The organism is Paractinoplanes pyxinae (assembly GCF_026626335.1).
In the GTDB taxonomy this organism is placed as follows: Bacteria; Actinomycetota; Actinomycetes; order Mycobacteriales; family Micromonosporaceae; genus Actinoplanes; species Actinoplanes pyxinae.
This window is the reverse complement of sequence record NZ_JAPNTZ010000014.1, coordinates 1-23307: the sequence shown is the minus strand read 5'-3', so window position 1 is coordinate 23307 and position 23307 is coordinate 1. Positions and strand designations below refer to the sequence as shown.

Annotated in this window: 18 protein-coding genes; 9 read left to right on the top strand and 9 right to left on the bottom strand. The window is 70.8% G+C overall.

Annotated features, from left to right (window positions below; translation table 11 throughout):
• Positions 1-34 precede the first annotated feature (34 nt).
• Positions 35-1630: a diguanylate cyclase domain-containing protein gene (locus OWR29_RS33995; protein ID WP_267567500.1), complete on the top strand. Its 1596-nt coding sequence runs from the start codon at positions 35-37 to the stop codon at positions 1628-1630.
• An 8-nt stretch (positions 1631-1638) separates the two neighbouring features.
• Here OWR29_RS33995 and OWR29_RS33990 read toward each other — a convergent pair whose 3' ends face one another.
• Positions 1639-2271, bottom strand: a complete 633-nt coding sequence (locus OWR29_RS33990) for a DUF998 domain-containing protein (protein WP_267567499.1) — start codon at positions 2269-2271, stop codon at positions 1639-1641.
• Positions 2272-2568: 297 nt separating this feature from the next.
• Between OWR29_RS33990 and OWR29_RS33985 the strand changes: the two genes are divergently transcribed.
• Positions 2569-3396 carry an SDR family NAD(P)-dependent oxidoreductase gene (locus OWR29_RS33985; RefSeq protein WP_267567498.1) on the top strand — a complete coding sequence of 276 codons (828 nt, stop codon included), beginning with the start codon at positions 2569-2571 and terminating at the stop codon, positions 3394-3396.
• Between the two features lie 240 nt (positions 3397-3636).
• Here OWR29_RS33985 and OWR29_RS33980 read toward each other — a convergent pair whose 3' ends face one another.
• Positions 3637-4293 (bottom strand): dienelactone hydrolase family protein, encoded by a 657-nt coding sequence (locus tag OWR29_RS33980; protein WP_267567497.1) that lies wholly within the window; start codon positions 4291-4293, stop codon positions 3637-3639.
• A gap of 147 nt (positions 4294-4440) precedes the next feature.
• Positions 4441-5610: a lycopene cyclase family protein gene (locus tag OWR29_RS33975; protein WP_267567828.1), complete on the bottom strand. Its 1170-nt coding sequence runs from the start codon at positions 5608-5610 to the stop codon at positions 4441-4443.
• Positions 5611-5650: 40 nt separating this feature from the next.
• Here OWR29_RS33975 and OWR29_RS33970 point away from each other — a divergent pair, with 40 nt between their 5' ends.
• The gene (locus OWR29_RS33970) at positions 5651-6670 is read left to right on the top strand and encodes a zinc-binding alcohol dehydrogenase family protein (RefSeq protein WP_267567496.1); all 1020 of its coding nucleotides are present in this window, start codon (positions 5651-5653) and stop codon (positions 6668-6670) included.
• 9 nt (positions 6671-6679) lie between these two features.
• Positions 6680-6991 (top strand): hypothetical protein, encoded by a 312-nt coding sequence (locus OWR29_RS33965; RefSeq protein ID WP_267567494.1) that lies wholly within the window; start codon positions 6680-6682, stop codon positions 6989-6991.
• On the opposite strand, the gene OWR29_RS33960 is transcribed toward OWR29_RS33965, so the two are convergent.
• On the bottom strand, positions 6988-11046 hold the full coding sequence (locus tag OWR29_RS33960) for a hypothetical protein (protein ID WP_267567493.1): 4059 nt from the start codon (positions 11044-11046) through the stop codon (positions 6988-6990). The two genes, OWR29_RS33965 and OWR29_RS33960, sit on opposite strands and share 4 nt — an antisense overlap.
• Positions 11047-11348: 302 nt before the next feature.
• On the opposite strand from OWR29_RS33960, the gene OWR29_RS33955 reads away from it, so the two are divergent.
• Positions 11349-13013 carry a glycoside hydrolase family 99 protein gene (locus tag OWR29_RS33955; RefSeq protein ID WP_267567492.1) on the top strand — a complete coding sequence of 555 codons (1665 nt, stop codon included), beginning with the start codon at positions 11349-11351 and terminating at the stop codon, positions 13011-13013.
• Here OWR29_RS33955 and OWR29_RS33950 read toward each other — a convergent pair.
• Positions 13001-13960 (bottom strand): NAD(P)/FAD-dependent oxidoreductase, encoded by a 960-nt coding sequence (locus OWR29_RS33950; protein ID WP_267567491.1) that lies wholly within the window; start codon positions 13958-13960, stop codon positions 13001-13003. The genes OWR29_RS33955 and OWR29_RS33950 overlap by 13 nt on opposite strands.
• A gap of 87 nt (positions 13961-14047) precedes the next feature.
• On the opposite strand from OWR29_RS33950, the gene OWR29_RS33945 reads away from it, so the two are divergent.
• From OWR29_RS33945 to OWR29_RS33935, 3 genes are read left to right on the top strand one after another with little or no spacing between them, the layout of a single operon-like run.
• Positions 14048-15064 carry a hypothetical protein gene (locus OWR29_RS33945; RefSeq protein WP_267567490.1) on the top strand — a complete coding sequence of 339 codons (1017 nt, stop codon included), beginning with the start codon at positions 14048-14050 and terminating at the stop codon, positions 15062-15064.
• On the top strand, positions 15061-15570 hold the full coding sequence (locus tag OWR29_RS33940) for a SigE family RNA polymerase sigma factor (RefSeq protein WP_267567488.1): 510 nt from the start codon (positions 15061-15063) through the stop codon (positions 15568-15570). The genes OWR29_RS33945 and OWR29_RS33940 overlap by 4 nt, the downstream gene beginning before the upstream one ends.
• Positions 15571-15623: 53 nt before the next feature.
• Positions 15624-16535, top strand: coding sequence for a nucleotide-binding protein (locus OWR29_RS33935; protein ID WP_267567487.1), 912 nt, complete (start codon positions 15624-15626; stop codon positions 16533-16535).
• On the opposite strand, the gene OWR29_RS33930 is transcribed toward OWR29_RS33935, so the two are convergent.
• From OWR29_RS33930 to OWR29_RS33915, 4 genes are read right to left on the bottom strand one after another with little or no spacing between them, the layout of a single operon-like run.
• The gene (locus tag OWR29_RS33930) at positions 16470-18170 is read right to left on the bottom strand and encodes a beta-galactosidase (RefSeq protein ID WP_267567486.1); all 1701 of its coding nucleotides are present in this window, start codon (positions 18168-18170) and stop codon (positions 16470-16472) included. The genes OWR29_RS33935 and OWR29_RS33930 overlap by 66 nt on opposite strands.
• Positions 18167-19108 (bottom strand): carbohydrate ABC transporter permease, encoded by a 942-nt coding sequence (locus tag OWR29_RS33925; protein ID WP_267567484.1) that lies wholly within the window; start codon positions 19106-19108, stop codon positions 18167-18169. Before OWR29_RS33925 ends, OWR29_RS33930 begins: the two co-directional genes overlap by 4 nt.
• On the bottom strand, positions 19105-20061 hold the full coding sequence (locus OWR29_RS33920) for an ABC transporter permease (RefSeq protein WP_267567483.1): 957 nt from the start codon (positions 20059-20061) through the stop codon (positions 19105-19107). The genes OWR29_RS33925 and OWR29_RS33920 overlap by 4 nt, the downstream gene beginning before the upstream one ends.
• Positions 20058-21719: a type 2 periplasmic-binding domain-containing protein gene (locus OWR29_RS33915; protein ID WP_267567481.1), complete on the bottom strand. Its 1662-nt coding sequence runs from the start codon at positions 21717-21719 to the stop codon at positions 20058-20060. Before OWR29_RS33915 ends, OWR29_RS33920 begins: the two co-directional genes overlap by 4 nt.
• A gap of 100 nt (positions 21720-21819) precedes the next feature.
• Between OWR29_RS33915 and OWR29_RS33910 the strand changes: the two genes are divergently transcribed.
• A complete protein-coding gene (locus tag OWR29_RS33910; RefSeq protein ID WP_267567480.1) occupies positions 21820-23067 on the top strand; it encodes an ROK family transcriptional regulator in 1248 nt (415 codons plus the stop codon).
• The last annotated feature ends 240 nt before the right edge of the window (positions 23068-23307 follow it).

Genomic DNA, 23307 nt, shown 5'->3' with positions numbered 1-23307 from the left:
GGGACGCCCGCCTGCGACCCCGAGGACCAGCATGATGGCAACCGGCCTCCGCCGTTGGCTCGGCGTTGCCCTGGTGCTGGCCGTGCTCGTGGGCGGTGGAGTGGCGACGTTGCTGGCGACCTTCGAGGTCCAGCAGGTGCAGCACCGGCAGGCCGCCCTGCTGATGGATCACAACGCCGAGGCCATCCAGCGCGCGGTGGCCAACGAGGCGTCCCGCTACACCGAGACCCTGGCCGACATCACGGCGGCTGTGGGCTCGCAGACCGACTTCAACGCGGCCGACTTCGAGGCCGTCACCTCGCGACTGACCCGCGACCGGCTGCCTGGGGCCAGCACCGTCGGCTTCATCGTGCCGGCCCAGGTCAGCGACGTGGACGAGGTGCAACGGTTCTGGCGCGCCCGAGGCGCCGACAAGATACGGCTGAACGCCACCGGCGACGCGCTGGAACACCAATTCCTGATCTTCAGCCGGTCCCTCGACCGCGTGACGCTCACCTCCGGCCTCGACGTCACCCAGGCCGAGGAGCCGGCGGCCGCGCTGCGTTTCGCGCGGGCCAGCGGCGAGGTCACGGCAAGCCACCCGTACGTGCTTCTGAAGGACCGCAATCTGCCGGCCGCGCAGCGTCAGCAGGCCTTCCTGCTGGCCGCCCCGGTGACCGGAGCGGTCGGTACGCCGGCCGCCGGGCAGTTCCTGGGCTGGGTCACGCTGTCGATGCGCGGCAGCGACTTCGTCGAGGAGACCCTGCACGCCTACGCGGGTGAACTGGTCAAGGTGACGCTGAGCGACCTGGAGGGGTCGAAGCTGACGCCGGTCGCCTCGACCAGCGCCCCCGCGAAGCTGCTGGCCGACCGCAGCCTCGGCCGGGTGCGATCGGTGTACGTCGGTGAGCGCGAGTGGCAGATCGACATCAAGCCGACCGAGCGCCTGATCAGCGAGACCGACCGCCGGCTGCCGTTCGCCACGCTGGCCATCGGGGTGCTGGTCACCGTGCTGGCCGGGGTGCTCGCCGACTCGCGGCGACGCGCGCTCAAGAAGGTCGCGGACGCGACGGCCGCCCTGCGTCACGACATCGAGCGACGCAAGACGGTCGAGGCGCGCCTGCTCGACCGCGAGGACGAGCTGCGCCACCTGGCGATGCACGACGCGCTCACTTCCCTGCCCAATCGCGCACTTTTCCGTGAGCGCCTCGATCAGGCCGACCCTGGCGAGCCGCGCGCAGTCTTTTTCATCGACCTGGACGGCTTCAAGGCAGTCAACGACGGCCTGGGCCACGCCGCCGGCGACCAACTGCTGGTCGAGGTCGCACGCCGACTGACGCAATGCGCACGCTCAGGCGACACCGTTGCGCGTCTGGGCGGCGACGAGTTCGCAGTCCTGGCGGCGACCCCGGCTGCCGAGCCTTTCGCCGAGCGCATCGTGACCAGCCTGCGAACCCCGTTCGACATCGACGGCCAGCCCGTGACAATCAGCTGCAGCGTCGGTGTCGCAGTAGCCGACGCCGACGCCGCCCCCACCGACGCCGAACGCCTGATCCACGCCGCCGACGAGGCCATGTACGCCGCCAAGGCCGCCGGCAAGAACCGCTACACGGTCGCCCTCCCCGAGCCGGCCACCCTCCCCACCAACTGACCGTAGAACTACGTTCGCGGTCGCTGGAGCGGGCGGGATGTTCGGCGGTGGGTCGGGGTGAGCGCGATGGTCAGGCCCGTGCCGACCAGCCAGAAGACTGCGACTATCAGGGCCAGGCGCTCGACGAGGGCGCCGAAGTCGCTGCGGCCGACGAACAGCATGGTCAAGCCTAGGGCGGCGCCGATCGGCACGATCAGGATGGCGCTGACGGCGGAGAGGCGGGTCAGGGCTGGGCGGGGGTGCGCGAACCAGACGGCGGCCATGGCGCCGGCCAGGACGATCATGCCGACGACGCTGGCTGAGGCGTGGATGATGTCGGCTGCTGTGGCGGGCTCGTAAGGAGGTAGGGGGCATGTGTCGCTGCATGCGACCAGGCCCGAGGTGGCCGCCAGCACCGCCGCGATCAGCAGGCAAGCGCTGACCAGGCGCAGGTCGCGCAACGCCCACCCGAGCAGGGCGACACCGGCGGCTAACAGGACCAGACCGCTTCGGTACGGGATCGCGTAGGGCTGCCCGGCCGTGCCGGCCTCGCTGACATAGCCGTCCCACCAGCTGCCCGCCGGGGCGACCAACGCGAACAACATGACGACGGCCCCGGCGGTCACCGCCAAGGCGGCAGCAAAGCCGGCCAGTCTCGTCACGCCTCCCATCATGATCGATAGCGACCAGCACGACGACGGCCACCCGAACTCACGGCCGGTGCGACAACGAAACCGGCGGGGTCCGGCACGGCGGCCAGCATGATCTATACCGTCCAGCACGACGACGGCCGCCTGAGCTCACGGCCGGTGCGACAACGAAGCCGGCGAGGGCCGGCACGGTGGCCAGCTTGATCCATAGCGATCAGCATGACTTCGGTCGCCTGACGTTACGGCTGGTGGGACGGCGAAGCCGGCTAGGTCCGGCGCGGTGGCCGGCATGATCGATAGGGTCGGAAGATGCCTCGTACGGTTGTCGTGACCGGCGCCAGCTCTGGGATTGGGCGGGCCGCCGCTGTGGGCCTGGCGCGCCGCGGCGATGAGGTGATTCTGCTGGGGCGCGACCCCGTTCGTCTGGCCGCGGCTGCTGCTGAGGTGCGCGAGGCGGGTGGGGGCACGCCGCCTACCTATCGGGCCGACTTTGCCGTGCTTGACGAGGTTCGCGCGGTCGGTGCTCGCATCGCGGGCGAGCATGAACGCATTCACGTGCTGGCCAATAACGCGGGGCTGCTGACCGGGGTGAGGCCGATGACGGTTGATGGGCTGGACCCGACGATGCAGATCAACCATCTGGGCGGCTTCCTGCTCACGCACCTGCTGCTCGATCGTCTGCGAGCCGCCGCTACGCCGTCGTCGCCGGCTCGGATCGTCACCACGTCGTCGGCAGCCGAGGCGTGGGGTGCCCTGGACGTCGACCAGCCCGGGCGGCGGCAGCACCTGCGCTGGCTGGCGTACGGCGCCAGCAAGCAGGCCAACATCCTGTTCACCGTCGAGGCGAGCAGGCGCTGGTCGTCGTACGGGATCGTCCCGACCTGTTACTTTCCGGGCCTGATCCGCAGCGGCTTCGGCATCAAGAGCCCTACCTTCAGCCTGGCGCGCCACGTCTTTCGGAGCCCCGTCGAGGGCGCCGACACCCTGCTCTGGCTGGCCACCGACCCGGCTGGCCTCGCGCCCGGCGGCTACTTCGCCTGGCGCGCGCCCTTCCGGGCGACCCCACGCTCGACGGACCCGTCCCGCGCGGCCCGGCTGTGGCGATCCAGCCTTACGGCAGTCGGCCTGCCCGCCTGAACCCTCCCCGCTGGGGCTACTCATCACCGATCCGCACGCCCAGTGACCGCCTCGCCGCACCAGGCACCCGATGCCGCACCATGAATGCGCGGCGATCACGCACGACTCCCGCCGATGTCGGCGAGGCGCATGCCGCACCAACCGGGGCGGCCGAACTCGACCGCGCACCTGCGATCTCACCGGCATGGCGAGGTCGGCGGAACGACCGAATCCGCCCCGGCGCAGCGTTTGTCGACGGCGCTAGGCCGGCCGCAGGTGGCGTTGGAAGAAGCGGACCGCGCTGTCCGCCTCGTGCCGGGGCAGTTCGGTGTGGCGGCCCGGGTTGGCGTGCAGAGACTTCTCGGCGGAGGCGAAAGCGTCGAACAGTGCCAGCGCCGACTCCCGCGACACCAGCTCGTCGTCCCACTGCAGGGCGAACTCGATCGGGACGGTGATGCGTCTCGCCAGGTCGGGGCGGGCGCCGGTCAGGCCGAGCACTCCCGCCGTGATCCGGGGTTCGGCGGCCAGCACCTCCAGGCCGATCACCGCGCCCATCGAGACACCCCAGAAGCCGGCCGGCCCGTCCGGCGCGAGCAGGTCCAGGGCGGCCTTCCATTCCGGGACGGCGCGCGCGGCCACCTCGGCGTTGATCCGGTTCAGACGCTCAGCCAGACCTTCGGCCGGGCCCTGCATCGGGGATTCAGATCCAGGCGCGTCCAGTGCGGCCACCCGGAACCCCGCCGCGACCAGCATCCGCGCCCGGCCGACCACCGCCGGCGAGCCCCGGTGCTGCCCACCGCCGTGCGCGACGAGGATCAACGGCCCGTCGCCACCGTCCGGTTCCCACAGCGTGCCCGGAACAGTGCCGTTCAGAAGAAAATCAGGTTCCCACAGCGTGCCGGGAATCGTTTCGTTCACAAGAAAAGAAGCGTCCATGACTTGCCTCCGGCTCAGCCCGCTCTACACAGAGCGCATCGCCGGCCGACAACCGGGAAGCGCCCGACCACCACGTACGTTGATCGGTCTCACCTCCTCGAGTCGCAGCTGCCGGAAACCGTAACAGCCTCAGCGCCGCACCCGGGCGACGGCGTCGCCGAAGGCCGCCCGCGTCATCGGCAGCAGGGGCGTCGAGGCCATCAGCGCCAGGTCCTCGCGCAGCGTCGTCGTGCCGTCGAGGAAGCGCAGCACCCGCTCGGCCGGGTTGCGCGCGAACAGGCGGTCGAAGAAGGCGACCCCGTCCACCAGCCCCCGGTCGAGGGCCCGCAACTGCACGGCGTCCATCCACCTGTGCCGCGCCGGATAGGCCGGGCCCGGCACCGGCGGACGGCCGGCCGCGACCGCCCGGGCGACGTCCTCGGCCTGGCGGGCCATCGCTGAGAACGTGAAGCCGGTCGACGGCCGGGTCGCGCCGCCCGCGGTTCCGAGGCGCACCACCCGGGGCGACGGGTGCGAGTCGAACGGCCCGTCGGTCATCGGGATGACGCCGTCCTCGACCTCGCGCACCCGCAGCGAGGTGAGGTCGAGGCCGAGCAGCCCGGCGTAGCCGCGCAGCGCCGCGTCGTACTCGTCGCCGGTGAGCACCGCCGGCGAGAACTCGGTGTACTCGACCAGCGCGAAGCGGTCGCTGACCGGCAGCACGTAGCCGAACGACACCCCGCGGGCCGGCTGCGGCGTCCGGAAATCCATCAGCACCGCCCGGCCGGGGTCGAACGCCGGCCCGTCCGCCTCGAGCCACCAGCCCCGGAAGTGCTGCAGCCAGCTCGTGCGCCCGGGGCGCCGGGGCGGCCGCGGCCGCGAGTCGAGCGCCCACCCGGCCCGCACCAGCGGCACCCCGTCCGGCCCGGTGACCAGCACCCGCTCACCGTCGTCGAGCACTTGCGAGGCGGGGGCGGTGACCCGTACGGCGGAAAGGTCTTTCTCGGCCTGCCCGGCCAGCTCGTACAGCGGCGCCGAGCGCAACATGGCGTACCGCAAGGGGTTCAGCGGCAGCACCCGGCGGCCGCCCGGCGTCACCACGTCGGCCTCGTCCCAGCTCGCGCTCAGCAGCGGGTCGAGGAACGTGCCCGGCGTGCCCCAGAAGGCCCAGGTGCGGTCCTGCCCCCGCTTGTGCACCGGGTCGACGATCGCCACCCGCACATCGGGTCTCCGCCGTCCCAGCGCGGCCAGCACCAGCGAGGCGGCGCCGCCCCCGCCCACCAGCACCAGGTCCACATCCACGGGTTCGCTCACCGGCAAAGCCTGCCACGCCGCGTCAGGATGGGTACGGAGGTGGGTCATGCTGGGCTGGCAGGTGACGAATCCGGGCGCCGACGTGCGCCGCGCGGTGAGCCGGGTCGAGATGGCGACGCCCCGGCCCGGTGCCGGCGAGTTGCTGGTCGCGGTGGACGCGTGCGGCGTGTGCCGCACCGACCTGCACGTGGCGTCGGGCGAGCTGCCGGTGCATCGGCGGTCGGTGGTGCCGGGGCACGAGGTGGTCGGGCACGTGGCCGAGGTCGGCGCGGACGTCACCGGATGGCGGGCGGGCGACCGGGTCGGCGTGGCTTGGCTGCGCGAGACCGACGGCACCTGCCACTTCTGTACGCGCGGCAACGAGAACCTGTGCCCGGCCTCGCGATACACCGGCTGGGACGCCGACGGCGGGTACGCCGAGTTCACCACGGTCCGGGCCGATTTCGCGTACGCGCTTCCGTCCGGCTACACCGACGCGGAGCTCGCGCCGCTGTTGTGCGCCGGCATCATCGGCTTCCGCGCACTCCGCCTGTCCGACCTGCCGCCCGGCGGCCGCCTGGGCATCTACGGTTTCGGCGGTTCCGCGCACCTCACCGCCCAGGTGGCGATCGCCCAGGGCGCCGAGGTGCACGTGCTGACCCGCTCACCCCGCGCCCAGCAGCTGGCACTCGACCTGGGCGCCGCCTCGGCCCGCGACGCCGGCGAAGGACCGCCGGTGCCGCTGGACTCGGCCATCATCTTCGCGCCGGTGGGCACGCTCGTGCCGACGGCGCTGCGGGCCTTGGATCGGGGCGGCACGCTGGCCATCGCCGGCATCTACCTGACCGACATCCCGTCCCTGCGCTACGAGGAAGAGCTGTTCCAGGAACGCACGGTGCGCAGCGTCACCGCCAACACCCGGCAGGACGGCCGCGATCTGCTCGACTTCGCCGAACACCACCGCCTCGAGGTCGCCGTGACCCCGTACGCGTGGGAGAACGCCGACGCCGCGCTGATCGACCTCGCCGAGGGACGTGTGCGCGGGGCCGCCGTTCTCGGAACTTTCGACCCCGCCGAAGGGCCGTAAACTGCGGAAATGATCGCGCGGATGTGGCGGGGCTGGGTGCGGACCGAGCGGGCCGGCGAGTACGTGGCCTACATCGAACGGACGGGGCTGGCGGGCTATCGCGAGACACCGGGCAACCGGGGCGCCGAGATGTGGGTGCGCGACCTCGGCGACGGCCGGTCCGAGGTGACCACGCTGAGCTGGTGGGACTCGCTGGACGACATCCGCGGGTTCGCCGGGGACGACATCTCGGTGGCCGTCTTCTACGCCGAGGACGACGAGTTCCTGGTCGACCGCGAGACCACGGTGACGCATCACGAGGTCGCCCGCCAGATCCGTTAGAGGCTCAGGCTGATCGCCAGCGCGCCGGCCGTGGTGCCGACGATCAGCTCGTCGGCCACCGAGGCGCACGCGGTGGCCTCGTGGTGCACCGGGATGGTGAGCTCGCACAGGCCGGTGGCCGGGTCCCACAGCCGTACGGTGGCGTCGTGCGAGGCCGAGGCCAGCAGCATCCGGTCACCGGCCCGGACGGGGCACACGGCCGTGATCCGTCCGGTGTGGCCCTGCAACGCCAGCACCTGCTTGCCCGTCCACGGATCCCACACCCGGATCACCTGGTCGTCCCCGGCCGAGGCGATCAGTTCGCCCTCGCCCGAGGGCAGTACGCAGGCGGCACGGATCCGCCCGGTGTGCCGGCTGAAAACCGTCTCCTGCCGCCCGCTTTCGACGTCCCACACCCGCAGCGTGCAGTCGGCGCCGCCCGAGACGACCCGCGGCCCGTCGTGCGTGGGCAGCGCTAACAGCACCGAAATCGGTCCTCCGCTTCGGTTCCCGCGCCGCCACGGTCGTCGGCGGCGCCGCCGGCCGGTGAACGGGTCCCACAGCCGTACGGTTCCCTCCTCGCCCGCGCAGGCCATCCACAGGTGACGGTTGACAAAAACCGCGCACACGGCGGCCGACCATCCCGGCCGGGGGTGGAGATCGGCGCGCTGCCGGGCGTTCTGCAGCTTCCAGATGCCCACGGTCCCGTCGGCGCCGGCCGAGGCGAGCAGAATTTTCCCGTACGCGAAAACCGGCGCCAGCCCCGTGATGGCGTCCCGATGGCCGGTGAGCTCGTCCACCGCGTCGCCCGTGGCCGCGTTCAGCAGTTGCACCGTGCCGTTGCCGTAGGCGACCGCCACCAGGTCTTTGCTGCCCTGCCACACCGCCGCCAGCGCGGTGACCGAGGTGGCCGCCGCCCCCGTGCGCGGGCCGAAGGCGAAATCCGGGTCCCACAACCGCACGACCGCGTCCCCGACCGTGGCGATCAGCACCCGCCCCTGCACCTCGACCGCGCACAGCCGCCGGATCGGACCGCCGTGCGTGGCCACCGCCCGCAGCAGCTGCCCCGAGCGCACGTCCCACAGCCGGATGATGCCGTCGTCGCCGGCCGTCGCCAGCAGCGGTGCGCCCTGCCGGGTCATCGGGCACAACGCCCGTACGGGATCGCCGACCTCGATCTTGACGAACGGCATGCCCGTGGCGGCGTCGCCGATGCGGACCGTGCCGTCGGCGCTGCCGCTCACCACGATGCCGTGCTCGGGCAGCAGGCAGAGCGCCGTGATGGCCCGGCTGTGCGCGGCGGCCGCCCAGCCCGGCTCGGGCGCGCCGAGCTTCCAGTACTGCAGCGATCCGTCGGTGCCCGCGCTGATCACCCGGTCCGGCCCGCACAGCACGGCGGCCGACACCTTGCCGGTGTGAATCATGCTGCGCCGCGTGGTGCGCCCGACCGGGGACCAGACCGTCATGCTGCCGTCCGCGCAGACCACGCCGAAGCCCTCGTCGCCCGCCATGGGAGCCGGGGTCAGCGAGCGGATCTGGTCGGGCTCGCAGCGCACGCTGTGCCGCAGCTGCCCGCTTTCCGGGTCCCACAGCAGCACCGTGCCGTCGGCGCCGGCCGAGGCGACCAGCGTGCGCCCGTCCATGCGGACGGGCACCAGCTCGACCACGTCGGCGCCGGCCAGCATCACCTTGCGCTGCTGCCCGGTGCTCGGATCCCAGGTGCGGACCGTGCCGTCGGTGCCGCCGCTGACCACGATCAGGTCGCCGTTGCGGGCGTGCAGCACGCAGATCGAGCCGGCCGCGCCCGTGTGTCCTTCGAGGACGGCCCATTCCCGCCGCTGCTGCACCGCCGCCCAACCGGCCCGGTAGGGCGCCCGCCGGTTGACCGCGACCCGCGAGTCGAGCCCTTCCAGCACGGCGGTGACGCTGAACTGGGCGGCCCGCTCGGACGGGCTGGCCGTGGCCGCCTGCGGAGTGAGGCGCAGCAGCCGGGCGCGCTGCTGGCCGAGAATGGTGCGGGCGTAGTCGGCCGGCGGCACGAGGCGGAGCAGATCGGCGTACAGCAGGTACTCGTCGTCGACCAGCAGGTCGTCGATGAGCCCGGCGGCCACGGCGTGCTCGGCCAGCGACCGCAACAGATACTGGTCGGCCTGGGACCAGCCGTGCACGCGGCCGTGCCGGATCAGACGGTGGCTGATCGCGCGCTGGTCGGCCACGGTGGCCCCGCGGAAGCGCCTCTCGCGCAGCAGCGCGTCGTTGAGCGCCTGGTGGAACAGCCGGAACCGCCGCCCGGGCAGCTCGCCGCTCGACTCGACCAGGAAGTTGGCCGCCGACGACCGCGCGAAGTCGGCCAGCTCGTCCTGCTCCACAGCCACCCCGAACGCGGCCAGGAAGGCGTGCCACAGCTCGAGCGACAGGCCGGGCGCCTTCGCGTAGGCCAGCGCGGTCAGGGCCAGTTTGGCGGCCAGCCGGCCCGCCTCGGGCAGGCGGTCGACGTACGCCTCGAGCGCGTCGTCGACGTCGGGCGCGAAGGCCAGATCCTCGGGTCGTACGGCGACGTGGTCGTACAACCCGTGCCGGCGCGCGGTCAGTCCGGCCACCAGGAAGTTGCGGTCGGCCAGTTCCGCTATGCGCGCGGCGACCGGACCGGCGATGTGGTTCGGCGCATACGGATTGCCCATCCGTTCCGCACCGGTCAACTGCAGGGTCGCCCACGCGTACGCGGTCAGGTCCTCGACCTCGAAGTAGTGCTCGCTGTCGAGGTCGGCCACCTCGCAGTCGGATCCGAACAGCTGCACCAGGTCGCCGCCGTCGTCGCTGCGCCGCGTGCCCACCACGACCTGCGCGCCCACCGAGCCGCAGGTGCGCACGATCGGCAGCACGATGTCCTCGACGATCTGCTGGGCCTGCTCGGGGCTGACCGCCTCGTCGAGCGCGTCCACGACCAGGTTGAAGCGGGACGTTCGCCGGTCGGCCAGGCGCCGCCGCAGCGTGGGCGCGAGCTCGGCCGGGCTCTGCGGAATCCGTACGGCCGCGGCGCGCGCGATCTCCACGGCCACGTCCAAGGCGGTCTTTCCCTTCACGTGTACGGCACACGCGACCGAGCCGAGGTCGGCCCGCAGGGCGTCGTCGCCGGCCGGCAACAGATCCCGGAACCCCGGGTCGGCCGTGGTGACCACCCGGCCCAGCACCGCCGACTTGCCGACACCGGGCGAGCCGGTGACCACCAGCACCCGGTCGTCGACGGCGGGCCGCCGCAGCCACTCCACCACGACGGAAAGCGCGGCCCGGCGACCCCGGAAGCGGTAGCCGGGCTCGGAATCGACGGCCACGCCCCGCGAGCGGGGCGACCAGTGCCGCGCTGCCTCCACATCGGACGCCAGCGACCAGCCCCACGCGGCCAGCGCCGATTCGCCGGCGTCGGCGGCCGACCAGCCGGCCAGGTCGTGCAGGCGCTCGTCGGGCAGGGCGCTCGTGGCCTGGGCGACGGTCAGCGCGATCGCCTCGCCGGCACGCCCGCCGACCACCTGGACGCGGCCGATGAGCCCGACGACGGCCTCGAACCGGGGCGACCACACGGCGGCGCCGACGAAGCCGTCGGTCAGGCCGATGTCCGGGTCGGGCTCGAGCCGCATCCACCCGTACGACAGAGCCGCCCCGACGTGCCCGCGCCCGTCGCCGCCGAACGCCGTGTCGGCCGGGAAGCCGAACGACCACCAGCGCTCGCCGACCAGATCGGCCGCGTCCGGACGGGACAACGGCGCGGGCACCACGCCGTCCGGTGCCGGCCGTTCCAGCACCAGCACCGCGACGTCGGCCGCGGCATCCGCCCGCACCGAGACGACCCGCAGCCGGACCGTCCACGGCACACCCGCCTTCGGGAACGCCGCCCACAACTCGTCTTCCGTACCGAACCGATTTTGCAGAACGGACGAGCACGTCAGCACCCGCCACGGATCGATCAGCACGCCGCACCCGAGCGGCCGGTCCCCCGCCGGCCGTCCGTGCGGGTCGGCCGGACCCGCATGCAACGCCACTGTCCACGGATCCCGCTTGGGCCCCGGATATCCCCCCATTGCCCCACCCGACATGTTGCGGACGGCCCCCCGCCGTCACTCACCGTCAGATTAGGAACATGCGGCCCTCGATCACCATCAGTAACTTGAGCTTGGCATATACCGAGGTCACGCAGCATGAATGTCACTCATAGTGCACTCTTCATGCTTCAAGTTTGCCAATCCCGCGACTCAGAGTTACTTGTCGTTTACGGCTGTTCAAATATTTCGCGTGGTGGTCCAAGTATTGCGCTCTCGTGAACAGAACTGTCACGATGACCGTCGATCCGTTCCCCGTATCCCCCGGATCCTCAGGAGTCCCCATGCCTGTCACTCGCCGCACCTTGCTGTCCACAGCGGCCCTCTGCTCGGCCGCCGCGCTGGTCACCCGTCCCTCCCCCGCCGGCGCCGCCTCCCCGCCCGGCGATGTCGTCGGCAAGATCAGCGTCGGCTACCAGGGCTGGTTCGCCTGCCCCGGCGACGGCGCCCCGATCGGCGGCTGGTGGCATTGGAGCCGCGACCGCTTCCAGCCGCCCTCGCCGGCCAACACGACGATCGTGTCCTGGCCCGACATGCGCGACTTCACCCGCGCCTACCCCACGGCGTACCCGAATCTGGGCGACGGCCGCCCGGCCACCCTCTTCTCCTCGTACGACCAGCAGACGGTCGACACGCACTTCCAGTGGATGCGCACCTACGGCATCGACACCGCGGCCCTCCAACGCTTCAACCCGATGGGCGACGAGGGCCCGACCCGCGACGCCATGGCGAGCAAGGTGCGCACGGCGGCCGAGGCCACGGGTCGCAAGTTCTATGTCATGTACGACGTCACGGGCTGGACGTCGATGCAGGGCGACATCAAGACCGACTGGACGAACAAAATGGCGGCGCACACGTCGTCCTCGGCCTACGCCCGGCAGAACGGCAAGCCGGTGGTGTGCATCTGGGGCTTCGGCTTCAACGACGACGGCCGCCCGTTCGCCCCGGCCGCCTGCCTCGACGTCGTCAACTGGTTCAAGGCGCGCGGCTGCTACGTGATCGGCGGCGTGCCCACGTACTGGCGTGAGGGCAAGAACGACAGCCGCACCGGGTTCGAGGCCGTCTACCGCGCGTTCAACATGATCTCGCCGTGGATGGTCGGCCGCACCGGAACGCTGGACGGGCTCGACTGGTTCCTGGCCAATGTGAACACCGCCGATCAGGCCGAGTGCAACGCGTACGGGATCGACTATCAGCCCTGCGTGCTGCCAGGTGACCTCTCCACGGGCGCCCGACGCCACGGCGACTTCTACTGGCGCAGCCTCTACAACATGATCAAGCTGGGCGCCCAGGGCTTGTACGTCTCGATGTTCGACGAGTTCAACGAGGGCAACCAGATCGCCAAGACCGCCGAGACGGCCGCCTCCGTCCCGGCCGGCAGCGGGATCCGCGCGCTCGACGAGGACGGCACCTTCTGCTCGTCCGACTACTACCTGCGCATCACCCAGGACGGCGGGCGGATGCTGAAGGGACAGCTGGCCCTCACCGCCGTACGCCCGACGCAGCCCACCACCGGCACGACGCCGCCGCCACCGCCGACGGGCGATCTGGCCCGCGGCAAGCCGACGGCGGAGAGCGGCCACACGCAGACGTACGGGGCCAATAACGCCGTCGACGGTGATGCCGGCACCTATTGGGAGAGCACGAATCACGCCTTCCCGCAGTGGATCCAGGTCGACCTGGGCTCGGCGCTGCCGGTCGGCCGGCTCGTCCTGAAGCTGCCGCCGGGCTGGGGCGCCCGCACGCAGACGCTCACCGTCGCCACCAGCACGAACGGCAGCTCGTTCGCGACCTTCGCCGGCGGCGCCCGGACCTTCGACCCGGCCACCGGAAACACCGTCACGGTCACCGGCTCGTCCGTTCAGGCCCGGTTCGTACGCGTGACCTTCACCGCCAACACCGGCTGGCCCGCCGGGCAGCTCTCCGCCCTGGAGGTCTACTCCGCCTGAGGTGTCGCGGCCCTGGGACGCAGCCCGGCCAGATCGGTGGCTTCGACGCCGCCGACGATCTCCTCGGCGATCAGCCGGGCTGCCTTCGCCGCCAGCGTGACCCCGGAGTGCATGACCGCCACATAGACGCCCTCGACGCCCGGGACGGGGCCGATGTGCGGCATCCCGTCGGCCGGCATGGGACGCTCCCCGGTCCGTACGCCCAGCAGGCGCACGCCCGGGGCATCGAACGCCGTGGTGAGGCGGCGCAGCATCTCCGGCCCCGGGTCCGGGGTGTCCCCGGCGGCGGCGACCAGCAGCTCGCCGTCGGCGGCCTCGCGGACCTCCAGATCCGGGGTGACGAAGATGGTGCGGACCAGGCCGGGCGGCGCCGCGAAGCGGACGAGATGAGCCGGCGAGGATGTCACGGGCAGCTCGAAGCCCAGCGGCCGAAGCAACGCGGGAGCGCCCACCCCGGCCGCGATCACGACCACGTCCGCGTCTCCCCAAGCCGTCAGCGGGTCGACCACAGTGTGCGTCTGCAGGCGCGCACCGTGGCTCTGTGCCGCGCGTATCAAGGCCTGCGTCACCGCGACGGGATCGACTGCGCCGTGGGTCTTGAGGAAGACCGATCGTACGGGCGGCTGGCGCAGGTTCGGCTCGAGCTCCGACGCATCGGCGTCCCCGTCCTCGCCGCACAGCAGGGCGCCGCGCCACTGCACGCGAACGCCCGGCACCTCCCGCTCCCAGCGCCGCCAGTCCGTGAGGGCGCCGCGCCGCAGAGGCGTGCTCGCGTCCTCCTTATCGCCGTCGCGGGGCTCACCGATCCAGGCGAACGAGTCGGCGGTGACTCCCGACCCGGGCTCCGCCTTGTCGACGAGCACGACGTCGCCGCCGGCCCGGGCGATCTCATAGGCGATGGCGGCGCCGACGATGCCCGCCCCTACGACGGCAGCCCGAATATTCATCTCGACAGCTTTTCACGATGGAGGAACCCAGCGGGCGGCCGATGTCTTTGGGAGGGTGACGGGAGTTCATCGGGGACAGGGATACGGATGGCGCAGCGCATCAAAGATCTGCTCGACGAGGCGGTTTCCGGGGTGGAGCCGCGCACGCTCGACCCGGCGGCGGCGGTCGCCCGGCGCCGCCGCGCCCAGCAGCGCCGGCGGCTCGTAGCGGGCACGTTCGCCGTGCTGGGTGTGCTGGCCGGCGGGGCGCTGGCGGTGCCGCAGTTCCAGAGGGATTCGTCGCCGCCACCGGTGAGCGTCATCGACCGGCCGCTGCCGGTGCCGCACTTCGCCGACGGAGTGCTGGTGTCGGGCGGTCTGCGCCTGCCGGTGCCGCCCGGGTGGCAGGGCATCACCGGCGGCCGCGACCGGTCGTGCGCCGACCCGGACCGCACCATTCTCATCCCGGACACCACGGGCGACCCGGAGAATTCGTGGTCGGCCTGTCCCCGCGCCGTGATCAGAGTCGTGGTCGAGGACGGCGAGATGCGGGCGCCCGCCGGCGCTGTCATGACCGACGACGGACTCGTCATGACGCCGCCGATCTCTCTGACGCTGCCGGGCGGCGAACCGGCCTGGGTCTCCAACCGGATTTCCGAGGCCGACACCTCGCGGGGCGACTACGACCTCCAGGTGGTCCTGCCGTGGTCGCGCACCACCGTCTATCTGGGAACGAGCCTCGCCGAGACCCGCCAGATCCTCGGCAGCATCCGCACCGAGCCGGTCGACGCCGGACGGCTGATCGTGCCCGATGTTCCGGCCGTCGCGGAGCTGATCGCATCCGACCCGGCCGACCCGGTCCATCCGCTGCGGGGCAAGACCACCGAGACGACGAAGCTGTTCGAGATCGTTCGTGTGCTGCAAGACCAGCGGGATCCTGTGCCCGACAGCGAAGCCTGCGCAGGGCCCGAACAGCCGGGGATGCGGCTCGACATCGGCACGGCTCACGTGGTCATCACCCTAGGCGGCAAGTGCCAGGAGGCGGTCTCGTCGCAAGGCGGCCGCGTACGCTTCGACGACGACGCCGTGGCCGAGCTGAAGCAGATCTTCGGGATCGAGCGGTGAACGGCTTCACCGACTTCGTCAGCGCCCGCTATCCCGCGCTGGTCCGCTACGGCACGCTGCTCACCGGCGACCGCGGCCACGGCGAGGACCTGACCCAGGAAGCCTTGGTGAAGACCTATCGCGGCTGGCAGCGCCTGGGCTTCCCGGCCGACGGCGACCCCGAGGCCTACACCCGCCAGGTGATGGCCCGCGCCGCCTGGCGAGCCGGCCGCCGCCTGTGGCGCCGCGAGGTCCCCGCGGCCGCGCCACCCGACCGTCCCACCCCCGGCGACGCGTACGCCCATCGAGACACCGCCGAGGTGGTGCTGGCCGCCTTGCGCGAGCTCCCACCCGGCCAGCGCGTGGTCCTCGTGCTGCGCTACTGGGCCGGCCTCTCCGAACAAGAGATAGCCACCCAGCTGGGCTGCTCCCCCGGCACCGTGAAAAGCCGAGCCAGCCGAGCCATAGCCACGATGCGCCGCACCCCCGCCCTGGCCGACGCCTTCACCCTGACCGAAACAAGCTGAAGTGTTGCAAGCCGACAGACACGCCTCCGCGTTGCGGCGTAACGTCGGCCGACATGCTGATCACCCGCCGTGTCTATGTGAGCCTGCCGGCCGACATCTGGCTCGACGATCAGCAGAACCGTCTGAAGTGGGGCATCGTCGACGAGATCGCCAAGCTGGGCTACACGCCGGAGATCTTTCACAATCCCCGGGGGCAGCCTGGGCTCACGTCAGCCAAGTCCTGGAGCCCCGAGCTCGCTGACGAGATCGCCCGGCGTTGCTGTGGCGCGGTGATACTCGGTATGCCCCGGTGGCATTTCGGGGACGGCGACGGCAACTCGGTGGTCCTGCCTACGGAGTTCAACCATTACGAGGGGGCATTGGCCCGCACCCTGGGCCTGCCGATCCTGGTGCTGGTGCAGCGCGACGTGCGCAACCGCGGGGTCTTCGACTTCACGTTCGGCGGCTATCTGGGCCGGTTCCCATCGGACGCTGACGTCTCCTGGCTGCACACCGACGACTTCAAGGTGCCGTTCGGCTACTGGAAAGCTCAGATGGACGAACGCCACGACCTGTTCCTCGGCTATTGCGGCAGCTCGACCGAGACCGCCGCTGCCGTCAAGCAGTACCTGCAGTGGCTGGGGGTACGGGTGCTCGATTGGCGAACCGACTTCCTCCCGGGGCGGTCGATCATCGAGCAGATCGAGGCCGCGTCGGCGCGATCGACCGGCGGGGTCTTCCTCTTCACCAAGGATGACGACCTGGCTGACGAAAGCCGTGAGGACAGCGCCGTGCCTCGCGACAACGTGGTCTTCGAGGCCGGCTACTTCATCGGCCGCAAGGGCAAACACAACGTCCTGATCGTGCGTGAGAGCGGCTCCAAGATGCCGGCCGATCTGGGTGGTGACATCTACGCCGCCCTACCCGACCGCACCGACATCTCCCCGATCCACCGGACGCTCAGAGCCTTCGTCGGCGCGCTCTGACCGGAGACTGAACCAGAGGCCGGGGTTGTCCAGGTCGGTGGCGAGGAAGCGGACCAGGCCGCGGCCGTAGTGGTGTTCGGTGACGATCGGGCGGTCGCCGAAGCCTCGTAGCAGGACTTCGGCGGTGGTGGGTTCGATGTCGTCGAGCCACAAGTGGCCCTCGCCGGGTAGGTGGCGGATTGTGCGTACGCCGAGCAGGTCGTCGAAGGCGCCGGGGGTTACGCGGCAGTGTTCGTCGGTCAGGCCGCAGCCGAAGGTCAGCACCAGGGTGCCGCCGGCCTCGACGTATGAACGCAACGCGCGGTGGGTCGCGGCGGACGTCAGGTAAAGCAGCGGCGCGGCCACCAGGCGGTAGCCGTCCAAGGGTGCGTCCACCGGGAGCACGTCGACCGGGTGGCCCAGGGCGCGGTGCCAGCGGCGGCAGGTCGCCTCGTAGTCGATCTGCCTCGTCGGCAGATGGGGGGACTGCCAGGCCCACATTGTCTGCTCGTCGTACAGCAGCGCGCGGGTGGCGGTCGGGCTTTGCGGCGTGCGGTCGGCGAGCGCGGCGCCGACGGCTGTGATCTCGCGGAAGATCGGGGTGTCGGGGCCCTCGTGGGGGACGATCGCCGGGTGCCACTGTTCGGCGCCGCCGCGGCTGGCTCGCCACTGGAAGTACATGACGCCGGTGGCGCCGCGGTCGGTGTAGGCCTGGGCGGCGGCCATCGCCTCGCCGTCGGCCAGCGTTCGGACTTCACTCTGTTCGAGCACGGCGCCCGGGGCGTGCTCCATCACCATCCAAGACTTGCCGACGGCCCAGCCGCGGGCCAGGTCGGCCACGAAGGCGCGGTCGTCGAGGTGGCCGGCGACCGTGGCCGGGTAGTCGTCGACGGCCACCACGTCGACCTCGCGGGACCAGCGCGCGTGGTCGACCGGCACCCAGCCGCCGAGCGCGAAGTTCGTCGTCACCGGCCGGCCCGTCGGGCGCAGGATCTCGCGCTGCAGCACGTAGTGGTCGAGCATCGCGTCCGAGACGAAGCGGCGGTAGTCCAGCACGTGGGCGGGATTGCTCAGATACTGGGTCGCCCGCGGTGGCCGCACTTCGTCGAAGGACGCGTACCGCTGCGACCAGAAATCGGTGCTCCAGAAAGCGTTGAGCGCCTCCGGATTCCCGTACGCGCGGGCAAGCCACCGGCGGAAGGCGGCCGCGCAGTGGTCGCAGTAGCACGTCGTGCCGTACTCGTTGTGCACATGCCACATCCGCACGGCCGGGTGGTCGCCGTAGCGGTCGGCCAGCGCCTGCGCGATCCGCTCACTCGCCGCGCGATAGGGCGGAGCATTGACGCAGTACGTGTCTCGGGAACCGTACGACAAAGGGACACCCGCCGCCGTGACCGGCAGCCCGTCGGTGAACCACGGCGGCGGCGAGGCCGTCGGCGTGGCCAGGCAGGCGCCGATCCCGTTGGCCTGCAACAGGTCGAGCACCTCGTCGAGCCAGCTGAACTCGAACTTCTCCGGCGCCGGCTCCAGCCGCGACCACGAGAACACCCCGACCGTGACCAGGTTGACGTGGGCGCGGCGCATCAGCTCCACGTCCTCGGCCCACACCGGCGGCGGCCACTGCTCGGGGTTCCAGTCCCCGCCGAACCAGATCATCCCTTGATCGCCCCGAGCAGGACGCCCTTCGTGAAGTGCCGCTGCACGAACGGATACACCAGCAGGATCGGGATCAGCGTCAGCGTCACCACGGCCATCTGGATGGCCAGCGGAGTGATTTCCTGCGTGCCGAAGTACTGGCCGGTCGTGTTCTGGCCGGTGCCCGGCATCGCGTTGCCCTGCAGGGTGTACGTGTAGATGACCATCTGCAGCGGCCACTTCTGGTTGTCCGGCAGGAAGAGCAGCGCGTTGAAGAACGTGTTCCAGTAGCCGACGGCATAGAACAGGGCCACCACTGCGGTGACGGCGCGCGACGTCGGCAGCACGACCGACCACAGAGTGCGCCATTCCCCGGCGCCGTCGATGGCCGCCGCGTCGATAAGGTCCTGCGCGGTGTTGGAGAAGAACGCTCGTACGACAAGGATGTTGAAGACACTCACGGCGGTCGGCAGGATCATCGACCAGTAGCTGTCGTACCCGCCGAGGGCCGAGACGACCAGGAACGTCGGGATGATGCCGCCGCTGAAGAACATGGTGGCCACGAGCAGCAGCAGAATCGGGCGGTGGGCGAACGATCCGTGCCGCGAAAGCCCGTACGCGCAAAGGATTGTCACCACCATCGACACCAGAGTGCCGACGATCGTGATGCCCAGGCTGACCACGAGCGAGTGCATCACCAACTGGTTGGTGAAGATCTGCCGGTACGCCTCGAAGGTCACGCCGTCGGGCACGAGCACCATGCCGCCGGCCCGGTTGACCGCGCTCTGCGTGGAGACGCTGGTGAGCAACACCATCCAGAGCGGGATGGCGACCACGGCCACCACCAGGAACAGAACGATGCCCTTGCCCGTCTGGCCGGCCGCGGTGGGCGGCTCCTCCCAGTTGGGCCGGTTGCTGGCGCGGCGGTTGGGATCCGCCAGCGGGGTCACGACAGTCATCGCCGATACAGTCCGTCCTCGCCCAGCAGGTGCGCGATTTTGTTGGCGGCCAAGAGGAACAGCAGCGACAGCACGCCCTTGAACAGCGAGGCGGCCGCGCCGAGGCTGAAGTTGGCGTTCACGACGCCGTAGTAGTACGCGTACGTGTCGAGCACTTCGGCGGCGTCCCGCCCGACCGCGCCCCGCTGGATCAGCATCTGCTCGAAGCCGACGGTGAGCACGTTGCCCAAGCGCAGCACGAGCATGAGCACGATGACGCCACGGATGCCGGGAAGCGTGATGTGCCAGAGTCGCCGCCAGCGCCCGGCTCCGTCGGCCGCTGCTGCCTCGTACAGCTGGGTGTCAATTGCCGCCAGGGCGGCCAGGAACACGATGATGCCCCAGCCCGCTTCCTTCCAGATCACCTGCGAGGTCACCAGCAGCGCGAAGGTGTCCGGGTTGGTCATCACGTCGAAGGTGCCCAGATCGTGCTGACGCAGGAACTGGTTGAGCGCCCCGGCCCCGCCCAGCATCTGCTGGAAGATGGTCACGGCCAGCACCCACGAGAAGAAGTGCGGCAGATAGACGACCGACTGCACGATCGTGCGCACCTTGGTGCTCATGATGGAGTGCAGCAGCAGGGCCAGCGCGATCGGGATCGGGAAGTAGAAAATGAGCTGGATCAGGCTGAGCTCGAGCGTGTTGCCGAGCGCGCTCCAGAAGTACGGATCCGAGAACAGCTGCCGGAAAGTCTCCAGGCCGGACCACGGGCTGTGCCAGAAGCCGGCGTAGATGCTGTAGCGCTGGAAGGCCGTCGCCGTGCCGAACATGGGCACGTAGTTGAAGACGATCAGCAGCAGGACGGCCGGGATCACCATCAGCAGCAGCGACCGGTCCCGGCGGAACCGGCTCTTCTTGACCGGCTTCGGATCCGGTGTTCGAAGAGCCGGCGTCGCGTCGCGGAGCGCTGTCACTGGCCGGTGCCGTACTTGCTGCGGATGTCCTCGTAGAAGGCGCGCAGCTGATCGCCGCCCTGCGCCTTCCAGGTCTTCAACCCTTCCTGGTACGCCGAGATGGGCTTGCGGCCGTAGCGGATGTCCTTGACGAGGTCGACCATCGGCTGATTGATGCTCGCGTACTGGGCGGGCTCGGTGACATTCATGCCGTAGAAGGCCGGCTTGGCCGCGTACTTCACCATGTCGGCCTCCCAGGCGGCGTAGTCCTTGACGACCTGGGTCTGCCCGGCGATGACGGTGGTCGGGCTGATCGGCGTGATGAGGAACTGGTACGTGGTGGCCACCTCTTTGCTGCCGCGTTCGGTGAGCACCGGGTTGCCGTCGACCATCGTGTAATCGGTGCCCTCGACGCCGAAGTTGACGGTCAGGTACTCCTTCGACCCGTACGGCGCGGCCAGGTAGTTGGCGATCGAGAGGCATTCCTTGATCTGGTCGGCGCTCAGCTTCGCGTTGAGGAAGCTGTACATGCCGGCGCTCGGGTTCATCCAGATCTGCGGCTTGCCGTCGGTCGACAGCAGCTTGAAGGCCTGCCGGTCGTACGAAGGGTTGGCGGCCTTTCCGCTCTTGGCGTCGTCGCCCTTCCAGGCGCCCGGGCCGTCGCCGGTGACGACCACCTTGCCGCTCCAGAAGCGCTGCTTGGCGTCCTCTTTCTTGTCGGCCAGCGCGTCCGGGTGCACGTGCCCCGCCTTGGCCTGCGTCTGGTACCACTCCAGCGCCTCGAGGATGCCCGGGGTCTCGTACCGGTGAATGATCTTCCCGCCCTCGTCGATGACCCAGCGGTTGGGGTCGACCGGGAACTTGTAGATCTGGCCGAGGGAGTCGAAGACGTCATCGAACGCCCACCGGCCGGCCGCGGCGCTGGTGAGCTGCTTACCGAGCTCGGCCAGGTCGGCCGGGGTCTTGATGTCGTCGGGGTTGATGCCCTCCTTGGCCAGGATGTCCTTGCGGTGGAAGAGCGTGCCGGCGATCGTCGCGCCGCTGTAGTACACGGGCAGGCCGAACAGCTTGCCGTTCCAGATGCAGCATTGCCAGGCGCTGGTGGGGATGGCGGCGAGATTGGGGTACGCCTTGATGGCGTCTCCGGACAGGTAGGGGCCCAGGTCGGCGAACTTGTTGACCGCGTCCGCGAAGCCGAGGTTCCCCATGTTCCAGCTCGGGATCTGCACCCAGTCGGACAGCTTGTCCCCGGCGAACAGGGTGGGCAGCACCTTGTCGTAGTTGGAGCCGTCGGCCGGCTGCAGCTTGAGCGTGGCACCGAGCACCTTGTTGACCTCGGCGTAGTACGCGTTGCCGCTCGCCGACGGAATAGCGCCCCACAGCGGGGTCATCGTGGTGTAGCTGCCGCCCTTGCCCGGCACCCCGTTCACCGTGGTGACGGGATTGGCCGGGTACTTCAGGAACGCCGGGTTGCTGAAGAAGCCGTTGGCGCCGTTGACGCTGGGGATGTCGGCCTTCACCAGCTCGTTCGGGGCGTACGCGGGAAGCAGTTTGGTCAGTTGATCCTGAGTGGTCGTGCCCGGGCCGCTGGACGTCTTGGCGTCGCCGCAGGCCGCCAGAACCGTCGACGCCGCGCCCAGCCCGGTCAGCGCGAGCAGCTGCCTTCTATCGAGTTTCATCGTTGACTCCTTCGTCTTTAGTTGGGACGGTAAACGAACTAAGTGCGGCCCGGCAAGGCCCACCGGGTTTCGGTGCCGTACGCTGCCGAAGGGAATGTTCGTGGGGCGGGGGTCGTCGGTGCTCACCAGGGAGAACGGGCCGCAACCGGCCGATTTCGCCGACGTCCGGGCGACGAATCTGGCCGTCGTGCTGCGCCATCTGCGCACCCACGCGCCGTGCTCCCGGGCCGACATCGCGGCCACGACGGGCCTCAACAAGGCCACCGTGTCCAGCCTGGTCACCGACCTCATCGACCGGCGTCTGGTGCGCGAGGTCGGCATGACCGAGAACCGCATCGGCCGGCCCGCCGTGATGCTGGTGCTGGACGGTTCCCCGTACGCGGCAGTGGGCCTGGAAATCAACTCGGACTACCTGACCGCGGTGGCGCTCGACCTGGCCGGCGAGCGCTTGCTGTCCTGGCGGCGCGCCTTCTCCGGCACGGCCGGGCAGCCGGGACAAGCGATCGCGGCATTGGCGGCGCTGGCCCGGCGTACGGTGTCGAAGCTTTCCCACGACGGACGGCGCGTGCTGGGCCTGACGGTCGCCGTGCCCGGCCTGGTCGACGCGGACGGGGTCGTCGAGCTGGCGGCCGGGCTCGGCTGGCAACGGGTCGACGTGCGCAAGTCGCTGCTGGCCGCGCTGGGCGAACCCGGCTATCCCCTGCTCGTCGAGAACGACGCGAACCTGGCCGTCCTGGCCGAACAACGGCTGGGCGCCCAGAACGGAACGGGCGACCTGGTGTACCTGACCGGCGGCGCGAGCATCGGCGCCGGCATCATCAGCGACTTCCGCCTGCTGCGCGGCGCCCGCGGCTTCGCCGGCGAATTCGGCCACCTGCCGCTCGATCCGGCCGGCCCGGTGTGCGGCTGCGGCCGCCGTGGCTGCCTCGAGGCGTACGCCGGTGTGGGCGCCGTGATCAGGCGGGCGTTGCCGGACGTGGGCATCGAGACGGCCCTGTCCCCCTCGGAGTTCGGCCCGCACATGGACGAGATCCAGCGCCTCGCCAAGGCGGACGACGCGCACGTGCTGGACGCCCTCACCGAGACGGGCGCCCACCTGGGCCACGGCATCGCCATCCTGGCCAACCTCATCAACCCGGCCTGCGTGGTGCTGGGCGGCTACTTCACCGACCTGGCGCCGTGGCTGATCCCGTCCGCCGCGCGCGAGCTGGCCGCCCGCTCAGCCGCCGCCGACAGCGGCGGCACGGTCATCGTCACCTCAGCCCTGGACTCCAGCGCAGCCGCCGCCGGCGGCGCCACCCGAGTCCTGGACGCCATCGACTCCGGAGCCCTGCCGACGCCGCGCTGAAGGCCCGCCCGCTCACCCAGCCAGCACGACATCCCGCAGCGAGTCCGCTTTTGGCCCGGCACCCTGCCTACGCCGCGCTGAAAGCCCTTCCACTCACCCAACTGGCACCGCGCTTTGCGGCGGGTGCGCTTCCCGTCCGGCGCCCCCCCACGCCCCCCCCCCCCGCCGCACCTGCCCAACCGCATCGGCCCAGGCGGCATCCCGCGGCCACCCGATCTCGGCCCGGCCCGGCTGCGGCCC

Coding starts and splice junctions, on each gene's coding strand:
- OWR29_RS33995 (WP_267567500.1), top strand. CDS start 35: ATGGCAACCGGCCTCCGCCGTTGGCTCGGCGTTGCCCTGGTGCTGGCC.
- OWR29_RS33985 (WP_267567498.1), top strand. CDS start 2,569: ATGCCTCGTACGGTTGTCGTGACCGGCGCCAGCTCTGGGATTGGGCGG.
- OWR29_RS33970 (WP_267567496.1), top strand. CDS start 5,651: ATGCTGGGCTGGCAGGTGACGAATCCGGGCGCCGACGTGCGCCGCGCG.
- OWR29_RS33965 (WP_267567494.1), top strand. CDS start 6,680: ATGATCGCGCGGATGTGGCGGGGCTGGGTGCGGACCGAGCGGGCCGGC.
- OWR29_RS33960 (WP_267567493.1), bottom strand. CDS start 11,046: ATGGGGGGATATCCGGGGCCCAAGCGGGATCCGTGGACAGTGGCGTTG.
- OWR29_RS33955 (WP_267567492.1), top strand. CDS start 11,349: ATGCCTGTCACTCGCCGCACCTTGCTGTCCACAGCGGCCCTCTGCTCG.
- OWR29_RS33950 (WP_267567491.1), bottom strand. CDS start 13,960: ATGAATATTCGGGCTGCCGTCGTAGGGGCGGGCATCGTCGGCGCCGCC.
- OWR29_RS33945 (WP_267567490.1), top strand. CDS start 14,048: ATGGCGCAGCGCATCAAAGATCTGCTCGACGAGGCGGTTTCCGGGGTG.
- OWR29_RS33935 (WP_267567487.1), top strand. CDS start 15,624: ATGCTGATCACCCGCCGTGTCTATGTGAGCCTGCCGGCCGACATCTGG.
- OWR29_RS33930 (WP_267567486.1), bottom strand. CDS start 18,170: ATGATCTGGTTCGGCGGGGACTGGAACCCCGAGCAGTGGCCGCCGCCG.
- OWR29_RS33925 (WP_267567484.1), bottom strand. CDS start 19,108: ATGACTGTCGTGACCCCGCTGGCGGATCCCAACCGCCGCGCCAGCAAC.
- OWR29_RS33915 (WP_267567481.1), bottom strand. CDS start 21,719: ATGAAACTCGATAGAAGGCAGCTGCTCGCGCTGACCGGGCTGGGCGCG.